At 50.2% G+C, this 14331-nt stretch carries 15 protein-coding genes, 1 tRNA gene and 1 pseudogene; 10 read left to right on the top strand and 7 right to left on the bottom strand.

Annotated features, from left to right (window positions below):
- Positions 1-111 precede the first annotated feature (111 nt).
- The 3 genes from ecnB to efp form a co-directional block, all read right to left on the bottom strand.
- Positions 112-258, bottom strand: a complete 147-nt coding sequence (ecnB, locus tag ACJHYO_RS04320) for a lipoprotein toxin entericidin B (RefSeq protein WP_000239596.1) — start codon at positions 256-258, stop codon at positions 112-114.
- 110 nt (positions 259-368) lie between these two features.
- Positions 369-494, bottom strand: a complete 126-nt coding sequence (gene ecnA, locus ACJHYO_RS04315; RefSeq protein ID WP_000977757.1) for a lipoprotein antitoxin entericidin A — start codon at positions 492-494, stop codon at positions 369-371.
- 51 nt (positions 495-545) lie between these two features.
- On the bottom strand, positions 546-1112 hold the full coding sequence (gene efp, locus ACJHYO_RS04310; RefSeq protein WP_000257278.1) for an elongation factor P: 567 nt from the start codon (positions 1110-1112) through the stop codon (positions 546-548).
- 41 nt (positions 1113-1153) lie between these two features.
- Between efp and epmB the strand changes: the two genes are divergently transcribed.
- Together epmB and ACJHYO_RS04300 are read left to right on the top strand one after the other, a co-directional pair.
- Positions 1154-2182: an EF-P beta-lysylation protein EpmB gene (gene epmB, locus ACJHYO_RS04305; protein ID WP_000940544.1), complete on the top strand. Its 1029-nt coding sequence runs from the start codon at positions 1154-1156 to the stop codon at positions 2180-2182.
- Between the two features lie 234 nt (positions 2183-2416).
- Entirely contained in the window at positions 2417-3286 is an 870-nt protein-coding gene (locus ACJHYO_RS04300) for a YjeJ family protein (protein ID WP_001008035.1), read from the top strand.
- Between the two features lie 49 nt (positions 3287-3335).
- On the opposite strand, the gene ACJHYO_RS04295 is transcribed toward ACJHYO_RS04300, so the two are convergent.
- The 3 genes from ACJHYO_RS04295 to ACJHYO_RS04285 form a co-directional block, all read right to left on the bottom strand.
- Complete coding sequence (locus ACJHYO_RS04295; protein WP_000558209.1) at positions 3336-3689, bottom strand: DUF4156 domain-containing protein; 354 nt, start codon at positions 3687-3689, stop codon at positions 3336-3338.
- Between the two features lie 137 nt (positions 3690-3826).
- Complete coding sequence (gene groL, locus ACJHYO_RS04290) at positions 3827-5473, bottom strand: chaperonin GroEL (RefSeq protein ID WP_000729117.1); 1647 nt, start codon at positions 5471-5473, stop codon at positions 3827-3829.
- A 43-nt stretch (positions 5474-5516) separates the two neighbouring features.
- Positions 5517-5810 (bottom strand): co-chaperone GroES, encoded by a 294-nt coding sequence (locus tag ACJHYO_RS04285; RefSeq protein WP_001026276.1) that lies wholly within the window; start codon positions 5808-5810, stop codon positions 5517-5519.
- 275 nt (positions 5811-6085) lie between these two features.
- Between ACJHYO_RS04285 and yjeH the strand changes: the two genes are divergently transcribed.
- The gene (yjeH, locus tag ACJHYO_RS04280; RefSeq protein WP_000015814.1) at positions 6086-7342 is read left to right on the top strand and encodes an L-methionine/branched-chain amino acid transporter; all 1257 of its coding nucleotides are present in this window, start codon (positions 6086-6088) and stop codon (positions 7340-7342) included.
- A gap of 15 nt (positions 7343-7357) precedes the next feature.
- Here the strand turns inward: yjeH and ACJHYO_RS04275 are convergent, their stop codons facing one another.
- Positions 7358-7834, bottom strand: coding sequence for an FxsA family protein (locus ACJHYO_RS04275; RefSeq protein ID WP_001267445.1), 477 nt, complete (start codon positions 7832-7834; stop codon positions 7358-7360).
- A gap of 336 nt (positions 7835-8170) precedes the next feature.
- On the opposite strand from ACJHYO_RS04275, the gene aspA reads away from it, so the two are divergent.
- From aspA to ACJHYO_RS04240, 7 genes and pseudogenes are all read left to right on the top strand, one after another.
- The gene (gene aspA, locus ACJHYO_RS04270) at positions 8171-9607 is read left to right on the top strand and encodes an aspartate ammonia-lyase (protein ID WP_000069437.1); all 1437 of its coding nucleotides are present in this window, start codon (positions 8171-8173) and stop codon (positions 9605-9607) included.
- Positions 9608-9724: 117 nt separating this feature from the next.
- Positions 9725-11026, top strand: coding sequence for an anaerobic C4-dicarboxylate transporter DcuA (dcuA, locus tag ACJHYO_RS04265; RefSeq protein WP_000961959.1), 1302 nt, complete (start codon positions 9725-9727; stop codon positions 11024-11026).
- 115 nt (positions 11027-11141) lie between these two features.
- On the top strand, positions 11142-11480 hold the full coding sequence (cutA, locus tag ACJHYO_RS04260) for a divalent cation tolerance protein CutA (protein WP_000883409.1): 339 nt from the start codon (positions 11142-11144) through the stop codon (positions 11478-11480).
- Positions 11456-13153, top strand: coding sequence for a protein-disulfide reductase DsbD (dsbD, locus tag ACJHYO_RS04255; RefSeq protein WP_000068944.1), 1698 nt, complete (start codon positions 11456-11458; stop codon positions 13151-13153). Before cutA ends, dsbD begins: the two co-directional genes overlap by 25 nt.
- A gap of 36 nt (positions 13154-13189) precedes the next feature.
- Positions 13190-13765, top strand: coding sequence for a transcriptional regulator (locus ACJHYO_RS04250; RefSeq protein ID WP_001188520.1), 576 nt, complete (start codon positions 13190-13192; stop codon positions 13763-13765).
- 106 nt (positions 13766-13871) lie between these two features.
- Positions 13872-13947, top strand: a tRNA-Phe gene (locus tag ACJHYO_RS04245).
- 197 nt (positions 13948-14144) lie between these two features.
- Positions 14145-14304 (top strand): annotated as a pseudogene (locus tag ACJHYO_RS04240) (integrase); the annotation flags it as partial.
- Positions 14305-14331: the final 27 nt, after the last annotated feature.

The following is a 14331-nucleotide window of genomic DNA, read 5'->3' as shown; positions in this document are numbered from 1 at the left end:
GCTGATGGTTGAACGGATATTTTGCCAGGTGGCAGGGGAATTTCAACTATTACCTATGTAACTATCGCAGAAAAAACAAACGGCACGACACAGCTGTCGTACCGTTATTGCTTATTGCTGCGCTTTCGTTGCTGCGCCAGAAATCGCGTTACCGCCATCAGAAATGTCTTCACCAACGCCACGCGTGGTGTTGCAGGCAGTTAATACTGTTGAAAGCACCAGAACAGAAAAGATCGCTGCAATTGTCTTCTTCACCATAACGTCTTCCTTTTAGGTAATGTTATTTATGTTTGCCTATAGCAAATTAATAATAGACAACATCGCCAAAAATGATGGAAATCTGATGATTTTTCGGAAGAGAAGAAAAATTAGCTGGCAGCGCGGGAGATGGAGTTGCCGAGGTGTTTGATATCTTCGCCGAAACCGCGAGCGGTGTTACAGCCCGTAAGCAGCGTGCTGGCAAGCAAAACAAGAACGATAAGGCGTTTCATCATCTCTGACCTGAATAAGTGATGGTGCAGCCTGCAGGCCGCACCACAACCGCATTACTTCACGCGAGAGACATATTCACCAGAGCGGGTATCCACTTTGATGACTTCGCCGATTTGTACAAACAGCGGAACTTTAACCACAGCGCCAGTAGACAGGGTAGCCGGTTTGCCGCCAGTACCTGCGGTATCACCTTTCAGGCCCGGATCGGTATCAACGATTTCCAGTTCAACGAAGTTCGGCGGAGTAACGGAGATCGGCTGACCATTCCACAGAGTTACGATACACTCTGCCTGATCCAGCAACCATTTAGCGTTGTCGCCAATTGCTTTTGCGTCAGCAGACAGCTGCTCGAAAGTTTCGTTGTTCATGAAGTGCCAGAACTCACCGTCGTTGTACAGGTAAGTCAGGTTCATATCGACAACATCAGCGCCTTCAGCGGAATCAGTAGATTTGAAGGTTTTTTCTACGCGAGTACCGGTCAGCAGACGACGCAGTTTAACGCGAGCAAATGCCTGGCCTTTACCCGGTTTTACGAATTCACTCGCTTCAACCGCGTAAGGTTCGCCGTCTAACATGATTTTAAGACCAGCACGAAAATCGTTGCTATAGTACGTTGCCATAAGGCCCTCTGAAATTTGTTAATTGGTAGCTAAGCCACAAAATGGCGCATATTGTAACCCTAAATACCCCATCCAGAGAAGATTGGTTAACGCAACTTGCCGATGTTGTGACCGATCCTGATGAACTTCTGCGTCTTTTGAATATAGACGCGGACGAAAAACTGTTGGCCGGACGCAGCGCCAAAAAGCTGTTTGCCCTGCGTGTGCCCCGCTCATTTATCGATCGCATGGAGAAAGGCAATCCGAACGATCCGCTTTTGCGTCAGGTACTTACCTCGCAAGATGAGTTTGTCGTCGCGCCCGGATTCTCCACCGACCCGCTGGAAGAACAGCATAGCGTAGTGCCTGGTTTGTTGCATAAATACCACAACCGGGCGCTTTTGCTGGTCAAAGGCGGCTGCGCGGTAAATTGCCGCTATTGCTTCCGTCGCCACTTCCCCTATGCCGAAAATCAGGGCAATAAGCGTAACTGGCAGACTGCACTTGAGTATGTTGCTGCGCATCCGGAACTGGACGAGATGATTTTCTCCGGCGGCGATCCGCTGATGGCGAAAGATCACGAGCTGGACTGGTTGCTCACACAACTGGAAGCCATCCCGCATATCAAACGTCTGCGGATTCACAGCCGTCTGCCGATTGTGATCCCGGCACGCATCACAGATGCGCTGGTTGAACGCTTTTCTCATTCTACGCTGCAAATCTTGCTGGTGAATCACATCAACCATGCCAATGAGGTAGATGAAACATTCCGTCAGGCGATGGCTAAGTTGCGCCGGGTGGGCGTTACTTTGCTGAACCAGAGCGTTCTGTTACGTGGTGTGAACGATAACGCGCAAACGCTGGCAAACCTGAGTAATGCGTTGTTCGATGCGGGCGTGATGCCGTATTACCTGCATGTGCTCGATAAAGTACAGGGCGCGGCGCATTTTATGGTGAGTGATGACGAAGCACGGCAGATTATGCGTGAGTTGCTGACACTGGTGTCGGGATATCTGGTGCCTAAACTGGCGCGAGAAATTGGCGGCGAACCCAGCAAAACGCCGCTGGATCTCCAGCTACGCCAGCAGTAACTGATTAAACAGGGAAGTTTAATCTTTGCCCGTTGCATAACCTTTAATTATTCATATACATTGCTGTTGTTACTCTTTATATAACCAACACCAATAATTAACCTTTCTTTTCTGTTTATATAGAGTGAGCACGGCTATTTATGTTATTTTAACAACTATTACTACCAAGCCCATTTATCTGGCTTATAAACTAAAATTAATTATTTAATTGAGAAATGGTTAGGGAGAACCTACATGGCCATAAGCATCAAGGGTGTTAATACCGGTGTTATTCGCAAGAGTAATAATTTCATTGCACTGGCGCTGAAAATTAAAGAACCTCGCAATAAAGAATCGTTGTTCTTTATGTCTGCCATGGAATTGCGCGACCTTCTGATTGCGCTGGAAAGTCGTCTGCATCAAAAGCATAAACTGGATGCTGCTGCACGCCTTCAGTATGAACAAGCTCGCGATAAAGTCATTAAGAAAATGGCAGAAAATATCCCAGAAATTCTGGTTGATGAGCTTAAAAATGCCGATATTAATCGTCGGGTTAACACGCTGGAACTTACCGATGATCAGGGCGAAAATCTTACCTTCGTATTAACGCTACATGACGGTAGCAAATGTGAGTTAGTCGTCAATGAGTTGCAGATTGAAATGCTGGCGCGAGCAATCATTCATGCAATTAATAATGCGGAAATGCGTGAACTGGCATTACGTATTACCTCACTGTTAGATTTCCTGCCGTTATACGACGTTGACTGCCAGGAAAATGGCAATCTGGAATATGACACCTATTCCCAACCGGAATGGAAACATAACTTGTTCAACCATTATCTGGCGGTGCTTTACCGCTTTAAAGATGAAAGTGGCAATGAACAATTTAGCGGCGCAGTGGTGAAAACGCGTGAAGCAACGCCGGGTAAAGAAGTGGAGGCGATCACTCGCCGAATGCTTGATTTCAGCCCCCGACTGAAAAAACTCGCGGGTGTGCCATGTCAGGTCTATGTTCGCACCGTAGCGGCAAATAACGCCCAACCGCTAACCCAGGATCAATGCTTACGCGCGCTGCATCACTTACGTGTTCAATCCACCAGCAAAACTGCACCACAGGCGAAATAATCTCATCTGTTTTACTACGAGGCTGGAAGTATCCAGCCTCTGGATCACATCAGTTCGGGCACTTATAAACCTGACCGATAATCTGGCTATCCGTCGGGACAAAACTGGACAACATTCCCTGCGACGGGCTGCTGATGCCATAAATCACGTTACCGCCCATTGCAGCCGCCTGGTTGCGCAGATCGTTTGCTGCGCCGCGCATAGAACCGCCTTCTTCTCCGTGTTGCCCGGAAAGCCAGTTGCTTTGCTTACCTGTCGCAGTACCAATCAGCTGGCACTCTGCACCTGGTTGCTCGTCCACAATGCGTACACTCTGACCGGCAGCACTCAATTCGTTGCTGGAGCTACAACCCGCCATCAGTAGCGCGGCACCGACAATCCCTGCTAAGTATTTTACGTGCATGTTATTCCCCATAATCAATGAGCTGGACGCCACTCGCGTCGTCCGTGTCTGAATCTTATACTAGAAAGATGACTAAAAGAAAAACCCCCAGACATTTCTGCCCGGGGGTTTGTTTATTTCTGCGAGGTGCAGGGCAATTACATCATGCCGCCCATGCCACCCATGCCGCCCATACCGCCAGCAGCGCCTAAGTCAGCTGCATCGTTTTTCGGCAGGTCGGTAACCATGCACTCGGTGGTGATCATCAGGCCAGCCACAGAAGCCGCGTACTGCAGAGCAGAACGGGTTACTTTGGTTGGATCCAGGATACCCATATCGATCATGTTGCCGTATTCTTCAGTTGCTGCGTTGTAACCGTAGTTGCCGTCGCCGCCTTTAACGGTGTTAGCAACAACAGACGGTTCTTCGCCGCAGTTCAGGACGATCTGACGCAGCGGAGCTTCCATTGCACGCAGTGCAACTTTGATACCCACGTTCTGGTCTTCGTTCTGACCACGCAGGTCAGCCAGTTTAGACGCTACGCGGATCAGCGCAACACCACCACCAGCAACCACGCCTTCTTCTACCGCAGCACGGGTCGCGTGCAGGGCGTCTTCAACGCGTGCTTTTTTCTCTTTCATTTCAACTTCGGTAGCAGCACCAACTTTGATAACTGCAACGCCGCCTGCCAGTTTCGCTACGCGCTCCTGCAGTTTTTCACGGTCGTAGTCAGAAGTTGCTTCTTCAATCTGCTGACGGATCTGAGCAACACGGCCCTGGATTGCAGCTTCTTCACCCACGCCATCGATGATGGTGGTGGTGTCTTTGTTGATCACAACACGTTTAGCCTGACCCAGGTCTTCCAGGGTTGCTTTTTCCAGCTCCATACCGATCTCTTCAGAGATTACGGTACCGCCAGTCAGGGTTGCGATATCCTGCAGCATAGCTTTACGACGATCGCCGAAGCCCGGAGCTTTAACCGCAGCAACTTTCACGATGCCACGCATGGTGTTAACAACCAGAGTTGCCAGTGCTTCGCCTTCAACATCTTCAGCGATGATCAGCAGCGGTTTACCTGCTTTGGCAACAGCTTCCAGAACCGGCAGCATTTCGCGGATGTTGGAGATTTTCTTGTCAGCCAACAGGATGAACGGGCTTTCCAGTTCTACTGCGCCAGTTTCCGGCTTGTTGATGAAGTAAGGAGACAGGTAGCCACGGTCGAACTGCATACCTTCAACCACGTCCAGTTCGTCCTGCAGACCGGTACCGTCTTCAACGGTGATAACGCCTTCTTTACCGACTTTGTCCATCGCTTCAGCGATCAGTTTACCTACGGTTTCGTCGGAGTTAGCAGAGATGGTACCAACCTGAGCAATCGCTTTAGAGTCAGAGCACGGTACGGACAGCGCTTTCAGTTCTTCAACTGCAGCGGTAACTGCTTTGTCGATACCACGTTTCAGGTCCATCGGGTTCATGCCCGCAGCAACAGCTTTCAGACCCTCAGTGATGATAGCCTGAGCCAGTACGGTTGCAGTGGTGGTACCGTCGCCTGCAGCGTCGTTCGCTTTAGAGGCAACTTCTTTCACCATCTGCGCACCCATGTTTTCGAACTTGTCTTCCAGTTCGATTTCACGAGCAACGGAAACACCATCTTTGGTGATGGTCGGTGCACCGAAAGATTTATCCAGAACTACGTTACGGCCTTTCGGACCGAGGGTAACTTTCACTGCATCTGCCAGTACGTTTACGCCGCGCAGCATTTTCACACGAGCGTCGTTACCGAATTTTACGTCTTTAGCTGCCATTATCTTTATTCCTTAAATTCGTATGTTCAGTGTCGTGCGCGGATTACGCTTCAACAATTGCCAGAATGTCGCTTTCGGACATGATCAACACTTCTTCATTGTCGATCTTCTCAGATTTCACACCGTAGCCATCGTTGAAAATAACGATGTCGCCAACTTTCACATCCAGCGGCTTCACTTCGCCATTTTCAAGGATACGGCCATTGCCGACAGCCAGCACTTCGCCGCGGGTGGATTTAGCCGCTGCAGAGCCGGTCAGAACGATGCCGCCAGCAGATTTAGTTTCAACTTCTTTACGCTTGACGATCACGCGATCATGCAATGGACGAATATTCATTGATAACTCTCCTTTGAGAAAGTCCGTATCTGTTATGGGTGACGCCGGAGCTTACGTGGTTTCCCGGCTGGTGACCAGAGAAATGGGGATGAGGCTTCGCCCCTTCAAGGGGGAAAAAGAAAAAAAATTCTGATCAGCACAAAATCGGGTGAAAACCCTGATTCACCTCACATTTCATCGCTATTTCTTCATCACCGTCATAAGCGAATCTGATTGTGCTACCATCGAAAATCTACGCAGTTGCCCAAAATTTGGGCGCAATCGGACATCAACCCATGAGTGGACTCAAACAAGAACTGGGGCTGGCCCAGGGCATCGGCCTGCTATCGACGTCATTATTAGGCACTGGCGTGTTTGCCGTTCCTGCGTTAGCTGCGCTAGTAGCAGGCAATAACAGCCTGTGGGCGTGGCCCGTTTTGATTATCTTAGTGTTCCCGATTGCGATTGTGTTTGCGATTCTGGGTCGCCACTATCCCAGCGCAGGCGGCGTCGCACACTTCGTCGGTATGGCGTTTGGTTCGCGGCTTGAGCGAGTCACCGGCTGGTTGTTTTTATCGGTCATTCCCGTGGGTTTGCCTGCCGCGCTACAAATTGCTGCCGGATTCGGCCAGGCAATGTTTGGCTGGCATAGCGGGCAACTGTTGTTGGCAGAACTCGGTACGCTGGCGCTGGTGTGGTATATCGGTACTCGAGGTGCCAGTTCCAGTGCTAATCTACAAACAGTTATTGCCGGGCTTATCGTCGCACTGATTGTCGCTATCTGGTGGGCGGGCGATATCAAACCTGCGAATATCCCCTTCCCTGCGCCAGGAAATATCGAACTTACCGGGTTATTCGCTGCGTTATCAGTGATGTTCTGGTGTTTTGTCGGTCTGGAAGCATTTGCCCATCTTGCCTCGGAATTTAAAAATCCAGAGCGTGATTTTCCTCGTGCTTTGATGATTGGCCTGCTGCTGGCAGGATTAGTCTATTGGGGCTGTACGGTAGTCGTCTTACACTTCGACGCCTATGGTGAACAAATGGCGGCGGCAGCATCGCTTCCCAAAATTGTAGTGCAGTTGTTCGGTGTAGGAGCGTTATGGATTGCCTGCGTAATTGGCTATCTGGCCTGCTTTGCCAGTCTCAACATTTATATACAGAGCTTCGCCCGCCTGGTCTGGTCGCAGGCGCAACATAATCCTGACCACTACCTGGCACGCCTCTCTTCTCGCCATATCCCGAATAATGCCCTCAATGCAGTGCTCGGTTGCTGCGTGGTGAGCACATTGGTGATTCATGCTTTAGAGATCAATCTGGACGCTCTTATTATTTATGCCAATGGCATCTTTATTATGATTTATCTGTTATGCATGCTGGCAGGCTGTAAATTATTGCAAGGACGTTATCGACTACTGGCGGTGGTTGGCGGGCTATTATGCGTTCTGTTACTGGCAATGGTCGGCTGGAAAAGTCTCTACGCGCTGATCATGCTGGCGGGGTTATGGCTGTTTCTGCCAAAACGAAAAACGCCGGAAAATGGCATAACCACATAATCCGGCGTTTCGACATTAATCCTGGCGATCGTCTTTATGATCAAGGCGGTCGCGGTCATCATCCTTTCGCTGGTACTCACCATCAAAAGTATTACCGCCACCGGTCCCGGCGCTAAAACCGCCGCCTGGCATACGGGAAAAACGCAGATGAGGCATCAACTTCACTGTCAGATGCTTTTGCACCGGCGGTAATAAAAGAAGCAAACCGAGGAAATCGGTGAAAAAGCCCGGTAATAAAAGCAGCAAACCGGCAATGATCAGCGAAACACTTTTAATCATCTCCGCCGCTGGGTTTTCACCCGCCGCCATTTTTTGCTGCATCAGCACGAAATTCTTAAAGCCCTGGTTACGTACCAGTGACATACCGATAACTGACGTGAATATAACCAGCACGAGGGTCAGCAATACCCCCAATACATGAGCAACCTGAATAAAGATTGAAATCTCAATATAGACATAAAGGAAAATGGCAATAAAAGGTAACCAGCGCAAAGGTTTCTCCTGTAATAGCAGCCGGTTAAACCCGGCTACCTGAATGGGTTGCGAATCGCGTTTAGCTTATATTGTGGTCATTAGCAAAATTTCAAGATGTTTGCGCAACTATTTTTGGTAGTAATCCCAAAGCGGTGATCCATTTCACAAATTAATAATTAAGGGGTAAAAACCGACACTTAAAGTGATCCAGGTTACGGTAGAAATCCTCAAGCAGCATATGATCTCGGGTATTCGGTCGATGCAGGGGATAATCGTCGGCCGAAAAACATTCGAAACCACATATATTCTGTGTGTTTAAAGCAAATCATTGGCAGCTTGAAAAAGAAGGTTCACATGTCAAACAACATTCGTATCGAAGAAGATCTGTTGGGTACCAGGGAAGTTCCAGCTGATGCCTACTATGGTGTTCACACTCTGAGAGCGATTGAAAACTTCTATATCAGCAACAACAAAATCAGTGATATTCCTGAATTTGTTCGCGGTATGGTAATGGTTAAAAAAGCCGCAGCTATGGCAAACAAAGAGCTGCAAACCATTCCTAAAAGTGTAGCGAATGCCATCATTGCCGCATGTGATGAAGTCCTGAACAACGGAAAATGCATGGATCAGTTCCCGGTAGACGTCTACCAGGGCGGCGCAGGTACTTCCGTAAACATGAACACCAACGAAGTGCTGGCCAATATCGGTCTGGAACTGATGGGTCACCAGAAAGGTGAATATCAGTACCTGAACCCGAACGACCATGTTAACAAATGTCAGTCCACTAACGACGCCTACCCGACCGGTTTCCGTATCGCAGTTTACTCTTCCCTGATTAAACTGGTAGATGCGATTAACCAACTGCGTGAAGGCTTTGAACGTAAAGCTGTCGAATTCCAGGACATCCTGAAAATGGGTCGTACCCAGCTGCAGGACGCAGTACCGATGACCCTCGGTCAGGAATTCCGCGCCTTCAGCATCTTGCTGAAAGAAGAAGTGAAAAATATCCAACGTACCGCTGAACTGCTGCTGGAAGTTAACCTTGGCGCAACAGCAATCGGTACTGGTCTGAACACGCCGAAAGAGTACTCTCCGCTGGCAGTGAAAAAACTGGCTGAAGTCACTGGCTTCCCATGCGTACCGGCTGAAGACCTGATCGAAGCGACCTCCGACTGCGGCGCTTATGTTATGGTTCACGGCGCGCTGAAACGCCTGGCTGTGAAGATGTCCAAAATCTGTAACGACCTGCGCTTGCTCTCTTCTGGTCCACGTGCCGGCCTGAACGAGATCAACCTGCCGGAACTGCAGGCAGGCTCTTCCATCATGCCAGCTAAAGTAAACCCGGTTGTTCCGGAAGTGGTTAACCAGGTATGCTTCAAAGTCATCGGTAACGACACCACTGTTACCATGGCAGCAGAAGCAGGTCAGCTGCAGTTGAACGTTATGGAGCCAGTCATTGGCCAGGCCATGTTCGAATCCGTTCACATTCTGACCAACGCTTGCTACAACCTGCTGGAAAAATGCATTAACGGCATCACTGCTAACAAAGAAGTGTGCGAAGGTTACGTTTACAACTCTATCGGTATCGTTACTTACCTGAACCCGTTCATCGGTCACCACAACGGTGACATCGTGGGTAAAATCTGTGCCGAAACCGGTAAGAGTGTACGTGAAGTCGTTCTGGAACGCGGTCTGTTGACTGAAGCGGAACTTGACGATATTTTCTCCGTACAGAATCTGATGCACCCGGCTTACAAAGCAAAACGCTATACTGATGAAAGCGAACAGTAATCGTACAGGGTAGTACAAATAAAGAAGGCACGTCAGATGGCGTGCCTTTTTTCTTGTGAGCAGTAACTTAAAAATAACAATTTAATATCAACTTGTTAAAAAACAAGGAAGGCTAATATGCTAGTTGTAGAACTCATCATAGTTTTGCTGGCGATCTTCTTGGGCGCCAGATTGGGGGGAATAGGTATTGGTTTTGCAGGCGGATTGGGGGTGCTGGTTCTTGCCGCTATTGGCGTTAAACCCGGTAACATCCCGTTCGATGTCATTTCCATTATCATGGCGGTTATCGCCGCTATTTCTGCCATGCAGGTTGCTGGCGGTCTGGACTATCTGGTTCATCAGACAGAAAAGCTGCTGCGCCGTAACCCGAAATACATCACGATCCTCGCACCGATCGTGACCTATTTCCTGACAATCTTTGCTGGTACTGGCAACATCTCTCTGGCGACACTGCCAGTTATCGCTGAAGTTGCGAAGGAACAAGGCGTTAAACCTTGCCGTCCGCTGTCTACTGCAGTGGTATCCGCGCAGATTGCGATCACCGCATCGCCAATCTCAGCGGCAGTGGTTTACATGTCTTCCGTAATGGAAGGTCATGGCATCAGCTACCTCCATCTGCTCTCCGTGGTCATCCCGTCCACCCTGCTGGCGGTTCTGGTGATGTCCTTCCTGGTCACTATGCTGTTCAACTCCAAACTCTCTGACGATCCGATTTATCGCAAGCGTCTGGAAGAGGGCCTGGTTGAACTGCGCGGTGAAAAGCAGATTGAAATCAAATCCGGTGCAAAAACGTCCGTCTGGCTGTTCCTGCTGGGCGTAGTTGGCGTGGTTATCTATGCAATCATCAACAGCCCAAGCATGGGTCTGGTTGAAAAACCGCTGATGAACACCACCAACGCAATCCTGATCATCATGCTCAGCGTTGCAACTCTGACCACCGTTATCTGTAAAGTCGATACCGACAACATTCTCAACTCCAGCACCTTCAAAGCAGGTATGAGCGCCTGTATTTGTATCCTGGGTGTTGCGTGGCTGGGCGATACTTTCGTTTCCAACAACATCGACTGGATCAAAGATACCGCTGGTGAAGTGATTCAGGGTCATCCGTGGCTGCTGGCCGTCATCTTCTTCTTTGCTTCTGCTCTGCTGTACTCTCAGGCTGCAACCGCAAAAGCACTGATGCCGATGGCTCTGGCACTGAACGTTTCTCCGCTGACCGCTGTTGCTTCTTTCGCTGCGGTGTCTGGTCTGTTCATTCTGCCGACCTACCCGACACTGGTTGCTGCGGTACAGATGGATGACACGGGTACTACCCGTATCGGTAAATTCGTCTTCAACCATCCGTTCTTCATCCCGGGTACTCTGGGCGTTGCCCTGGCCGTTTGCTTCGGCTTCGTGCTGGGTAGCTTCATGCTGTAATGACCCATCGCGGGGCGTTCACGCCCCGCTTTCTTTCCCGCCGACTAACATCCTTTCCCCGTCCGTTGTATAGTGACCTCTCTCTTGCAGTTCCATCTGTTCTTGCGAGGTGTTTATGCTTGATGAAAAAAGTTCGAATACCACGTCTGTCGTGGTGCTATGTACGGCACCGGATGAAGCGACAGCCCAGGATTTAGCCGCCAAAGTGCTGGCGGAAAAACTGGCGGCCTGCGCGACCTTGATCCCCGGCGCTACCTCTCTCTATTACTGGGAAGGTAAGCTGGAGCAAGAATACGAAGTGCAGATGATTTTAAAAACTACCGTATCTCACCAGCAGGCGCTGCTGGAATGCCTGAAGTCTCATCATCCATATCAAACCCCGGAACTTCTGGTTTTACCTGTTACACACGGAGACACAGATTACCTCTCATGGCTCAACGCATCTTTACGCTGATCCTGCTACTTTGCAGCACTTCCGTTTTTGCCGGATTATTCGACGCGCCGGGACGTTCACAATTTGTCCCCGCGGATCAAGCCTTTGCTTTTGATTTTCAGCAAAATCAACATGATCTGAATCTGACCTGGCAGATCAAAGACGGTTACTACCTCTACCGTAAACAGATCCGCATTACGCCGGAACACGCGAAAATTGCCGACGTGCAGCTGCCGCAAGGCGTCTGGCATGAAGATGAGTTTTACGGCAAAAGCGAGATTTACCGCGATCGGCTGACGCTTCCCGTAACCATCAACCAGGCGAGTGCGGGAGCAACGTTAACTGTCACCTACCAGGGCTGTGCTGATGCCGGTTTCTGTTATCCGCCAGAAACCAAAACCGTTCCGTTAAGCGAAGTGGTCGCCAACAACGAAGCGTCACAGCCTGTGTCTGTTCCGCAGCAAGAGCAGCCCACCGCGCAATTGCCCTTTTCCGCGCTCTGGGCGTTGTTGATCGGTATTGGTATCGCCTTTACGCCATGCGTGCTGCCAATGTACCCACTGATTTCTGGCATCGTGCTGGGCGGTAAACAGCGGCTTTCCACTGCCAGAGCATTGTTGCTGACCTTTATTTATGTGCAGGGGATGGCGCTGACTTACACGGCGCTGGGTCTGGTGGTTGCCGCCGCAGGGTTACAGTTCCAGGCGGCGCTACAGCACCCATACGTGCTCATTGGCCTCGCCATCGTCTTTACCTTGCTGGCGATGTCAATGTTTGGCTTGTTTACTCTGCAACTCCCCTCTTCGCTGCAAACACGTCTCACGCTGATGAGCAATCGCCAACAGGGCGGCTCACCTGGCGGTGTGTTTATTATGGGGGCGATTGCCGGACTGATCTGTTCACCATGCACCACCGCACCGCTTAGCGCGATTCTGCTGTATATCGCCCAAAGCGGGAACATGTGGCTGGGCAGCGGCACGCTTTATCTTTATGCGCTGGGCATGGGCCTGCCGCTGATGCTAATTACCGTCTTTGGTAACCGCTTGCTGCCGAAAAGCGGCCCGTGGATGGAACAAGTCAAAACCGCGTTTGGTTTTGTGATCCTCGCACTGCCGGTCTTCCTGCTGGAGCGAGTGATTGGTGATATATGGGGATTACGCTTGTGGTCGGCGCTTGGTGTCGCATTCTTTGGCTGGGCCTTTATCACCAGCCTACAGGCCAAACGCGGCTGGATGCGCGTGGTGCAAATAATCCTGCTGGCAGCGGCATTGGTTAGCGTGCGCCCACTTCAGGATTGGGCATTTGGTGCGACGCATACCGTGCAAACTCAGACGCATCTCAACTTTACACAAATCAAAACGGTAGATGAGTTAAATCAGGCGCTCGTTGAAGCCAAAGGCAAACCAGTGATGTTAGATCTCTATGCCGACTGGTGCGTCGCCTGTAAAGAGTTTGAGAAATACACCTTCAGCGACCCGCAGGTGCAAAAAGCGTTAGCAGACACGGTCTTACTTCAGGCTAACGTCACTGCCAACGACGCACAAGATGTGGCGCTGTTAAAGCATCTTAATGTCCTTGGCCTACCGACAATTCTCTTTTTTGACGGACAAGGCCAGGAGCATCCACAAGCACGCGTCACGGGCTTTATGGATGCTGAAACCTTCAGCGCACATTTGCGCGATCGCCAACCGTGAACGACACTTGCAGTGGGAAAGACGGAGGAAAATAGCGTGCAACGTGAAGATGTACTGGGAGAAGCCCTGAAATTATTAGAATTACAAGGGATTGCCAACACCACGCTGGAGATGGTTGCTGAACGTGTGGATTACCCACTGGACGAGCTACGCCGCTTCTGGCCAGACAAAGAGGCAATCCTCTACGATGCGCTGCGTTATCTTAGCCAACAGATAGATGTCTGGCGTCGTCAGCTGATGCTGGACGAAACACAAACCGCCGAACAAAAGTTGCTGGCACGTTATCAGGCGTTATCGGAGTGCGTTAAAAACAACCGCTATCCGGGCTGTCTGTTTATCGCTGCCTGTACGTTTTATCCCGATCCTGGCCACCCTATTCATCAACTGGCCGATCAGCAAAAAAGCGCGGCCTACGATTTCACCCACGAACTGTTAACCACGCTGGAAGTTGACGATCCGGCGATGGTAGCAAAGCAGATGGAACTGGTGCTGGAAGGCTGTTTAAGCCGAATGCTGGTGAATCGTAGCCAGGCGGATGTCGACACCGCACATCGGCTGGCGGAAGATATCCTGCGCTTCGCCCGCTGCCGCCAGGGTGGTGCTTTGACCTGACAGAAACACAGAAAAGAAGCGATTTGCCGCAATCTTAAGCAGTTGAATCGCTTTTACTGAAATTAGGTTGACGAGATGTGCAGATTACGGTTTAATGCGCCCCGTTGCCCGGATAGCTCAGTCGGTAGAGCAGGGGATTGAAAATCCCCGTGTCCTTGGTTCGATTCCGAGTCCGGGCACCAAATTCATATAAACGGACCTCCACGGAGGTCCGTTTTTCGTTTCAGGACGCCACGATTTAAGCGTCCTGCCGCCAAATCAATTCTACCGAACTCAACCAGATTCTCCCCACATCACCAGCAATTTGCGGGCATATCCCAATTCGGGAAAATTTGTTTCTGAGCTATAGCGCTGACTGACGTGAAATGTCGTGCGGCCCCGTGATGCTGTTGAACGTCAAATGACGTCATCATGAGCGTAACGCACCCATAAAGCACAACATCGGGCAGAACGCCAACTGATGAGATTTTCTGAATGAGAACAAAGAGAAATGTATCAGTCCGTTTGCTCATGCAAAGACTAACAATCCATTAAAATAGTAAGCGCTCCGGACAATTTTCCATGGA

This window comes from Escherichia sp. WS1118, from assembly GCF_046487695.1.
GTDB classification, from domain to species: Bacteria; Pseudomonadota; Gammaproteobacteria; order Enterobacterales; family Enterobacteriaceae; genus Escherichia; species Escherichia coli.
Note: the sequence above shows the minus strand (reverse complement) of the source record. Positions and strands in the feature narration are given on the sequence as shown.

Coding starts and splice junctions, on each gene's coding strand:
- groL (WP_000729117.1), bottom strand. CDS start 5,473: ATGGCAGCTAAAGACGTAAAATTCGGTAACGACGCTCGTGTGAAAATG.
- aspA (WP_000069437.1), top strand. CDS start 8,171: ATGTCAAACAACATTCGTATCGAAGAAGATCTGTTGGGTACCAGGGAA.
- cutA (WP_000883409.1), top strand. CDS start 11,142: ATGCTTGATGAAAAAAGTTCGAATACCACGTCTGTCGTGGTGCTATGT.
- efp (WP_000257278.1), bottom strand. CDS start 1,112: ATGGCAACGTACTATAGCAACGATTTTCGTGCTGGTCTTAAAATCATG.
- dcuA (WP_000961959.1), top strand. CDS start 9,725: ATGCTAGTTGTAGAACTCATCATAGTTTTGCTGGCGATCTTCTTGGGC.
- ecnA (WP_000977757.1), bottom strand. CDS start 494: ATGATGAAACGCCTTATCGTTCTTGTTTTGCTTGCCAGCACGCTGCTT.
- ecnB (WP_000239596.1), bottom strand. CDS start 258: ATGGTGAAGAAGACAATTGCAGCGATCTTTTCTGTTCTGGTGCTTTCA.
- yjeH (WP_000015814.1), top strand. CDS start 6,086: ATGAGTGGACTCAAACAAGAACTGGGGCTGGCCCAGGGCATCGGCCTG.
- dsbD (WP_000068944.1), top strand. CDS start 11,456: ATGGCTCAACGCATCTTTACGCTGATCCTGCTACTTTGCAGCACTTCC.
- ACJHYO_RS04300 (WP_001008035.1), top strand. CDS start 2,417: ATGGCCATAAGCATCAAGGGTGTTAATACCGGTGTTATTCGCAAGAGT.
- epmB (WP_000940544.1), top strand. CDS start 1,154: ATGGCGCATATTGTAACCCTAAATACCCCATCCAGAGAAGATTGGTTA.
- ACJHYO_RS04295 (WP_000558209.1), bottom strand. CDS start 3,689: ATGCACGTAAAATACTTAGCAGGGATTGTCGGTGCCGCGCTACTGATG.
- ACJHYO_RS04285 (WP_001026276.1), bottom strand. CDS start 5,810: ATGAATATTCGTCCATTGCATGATCGCGTGATCGTCAAGCGTAAAGAA.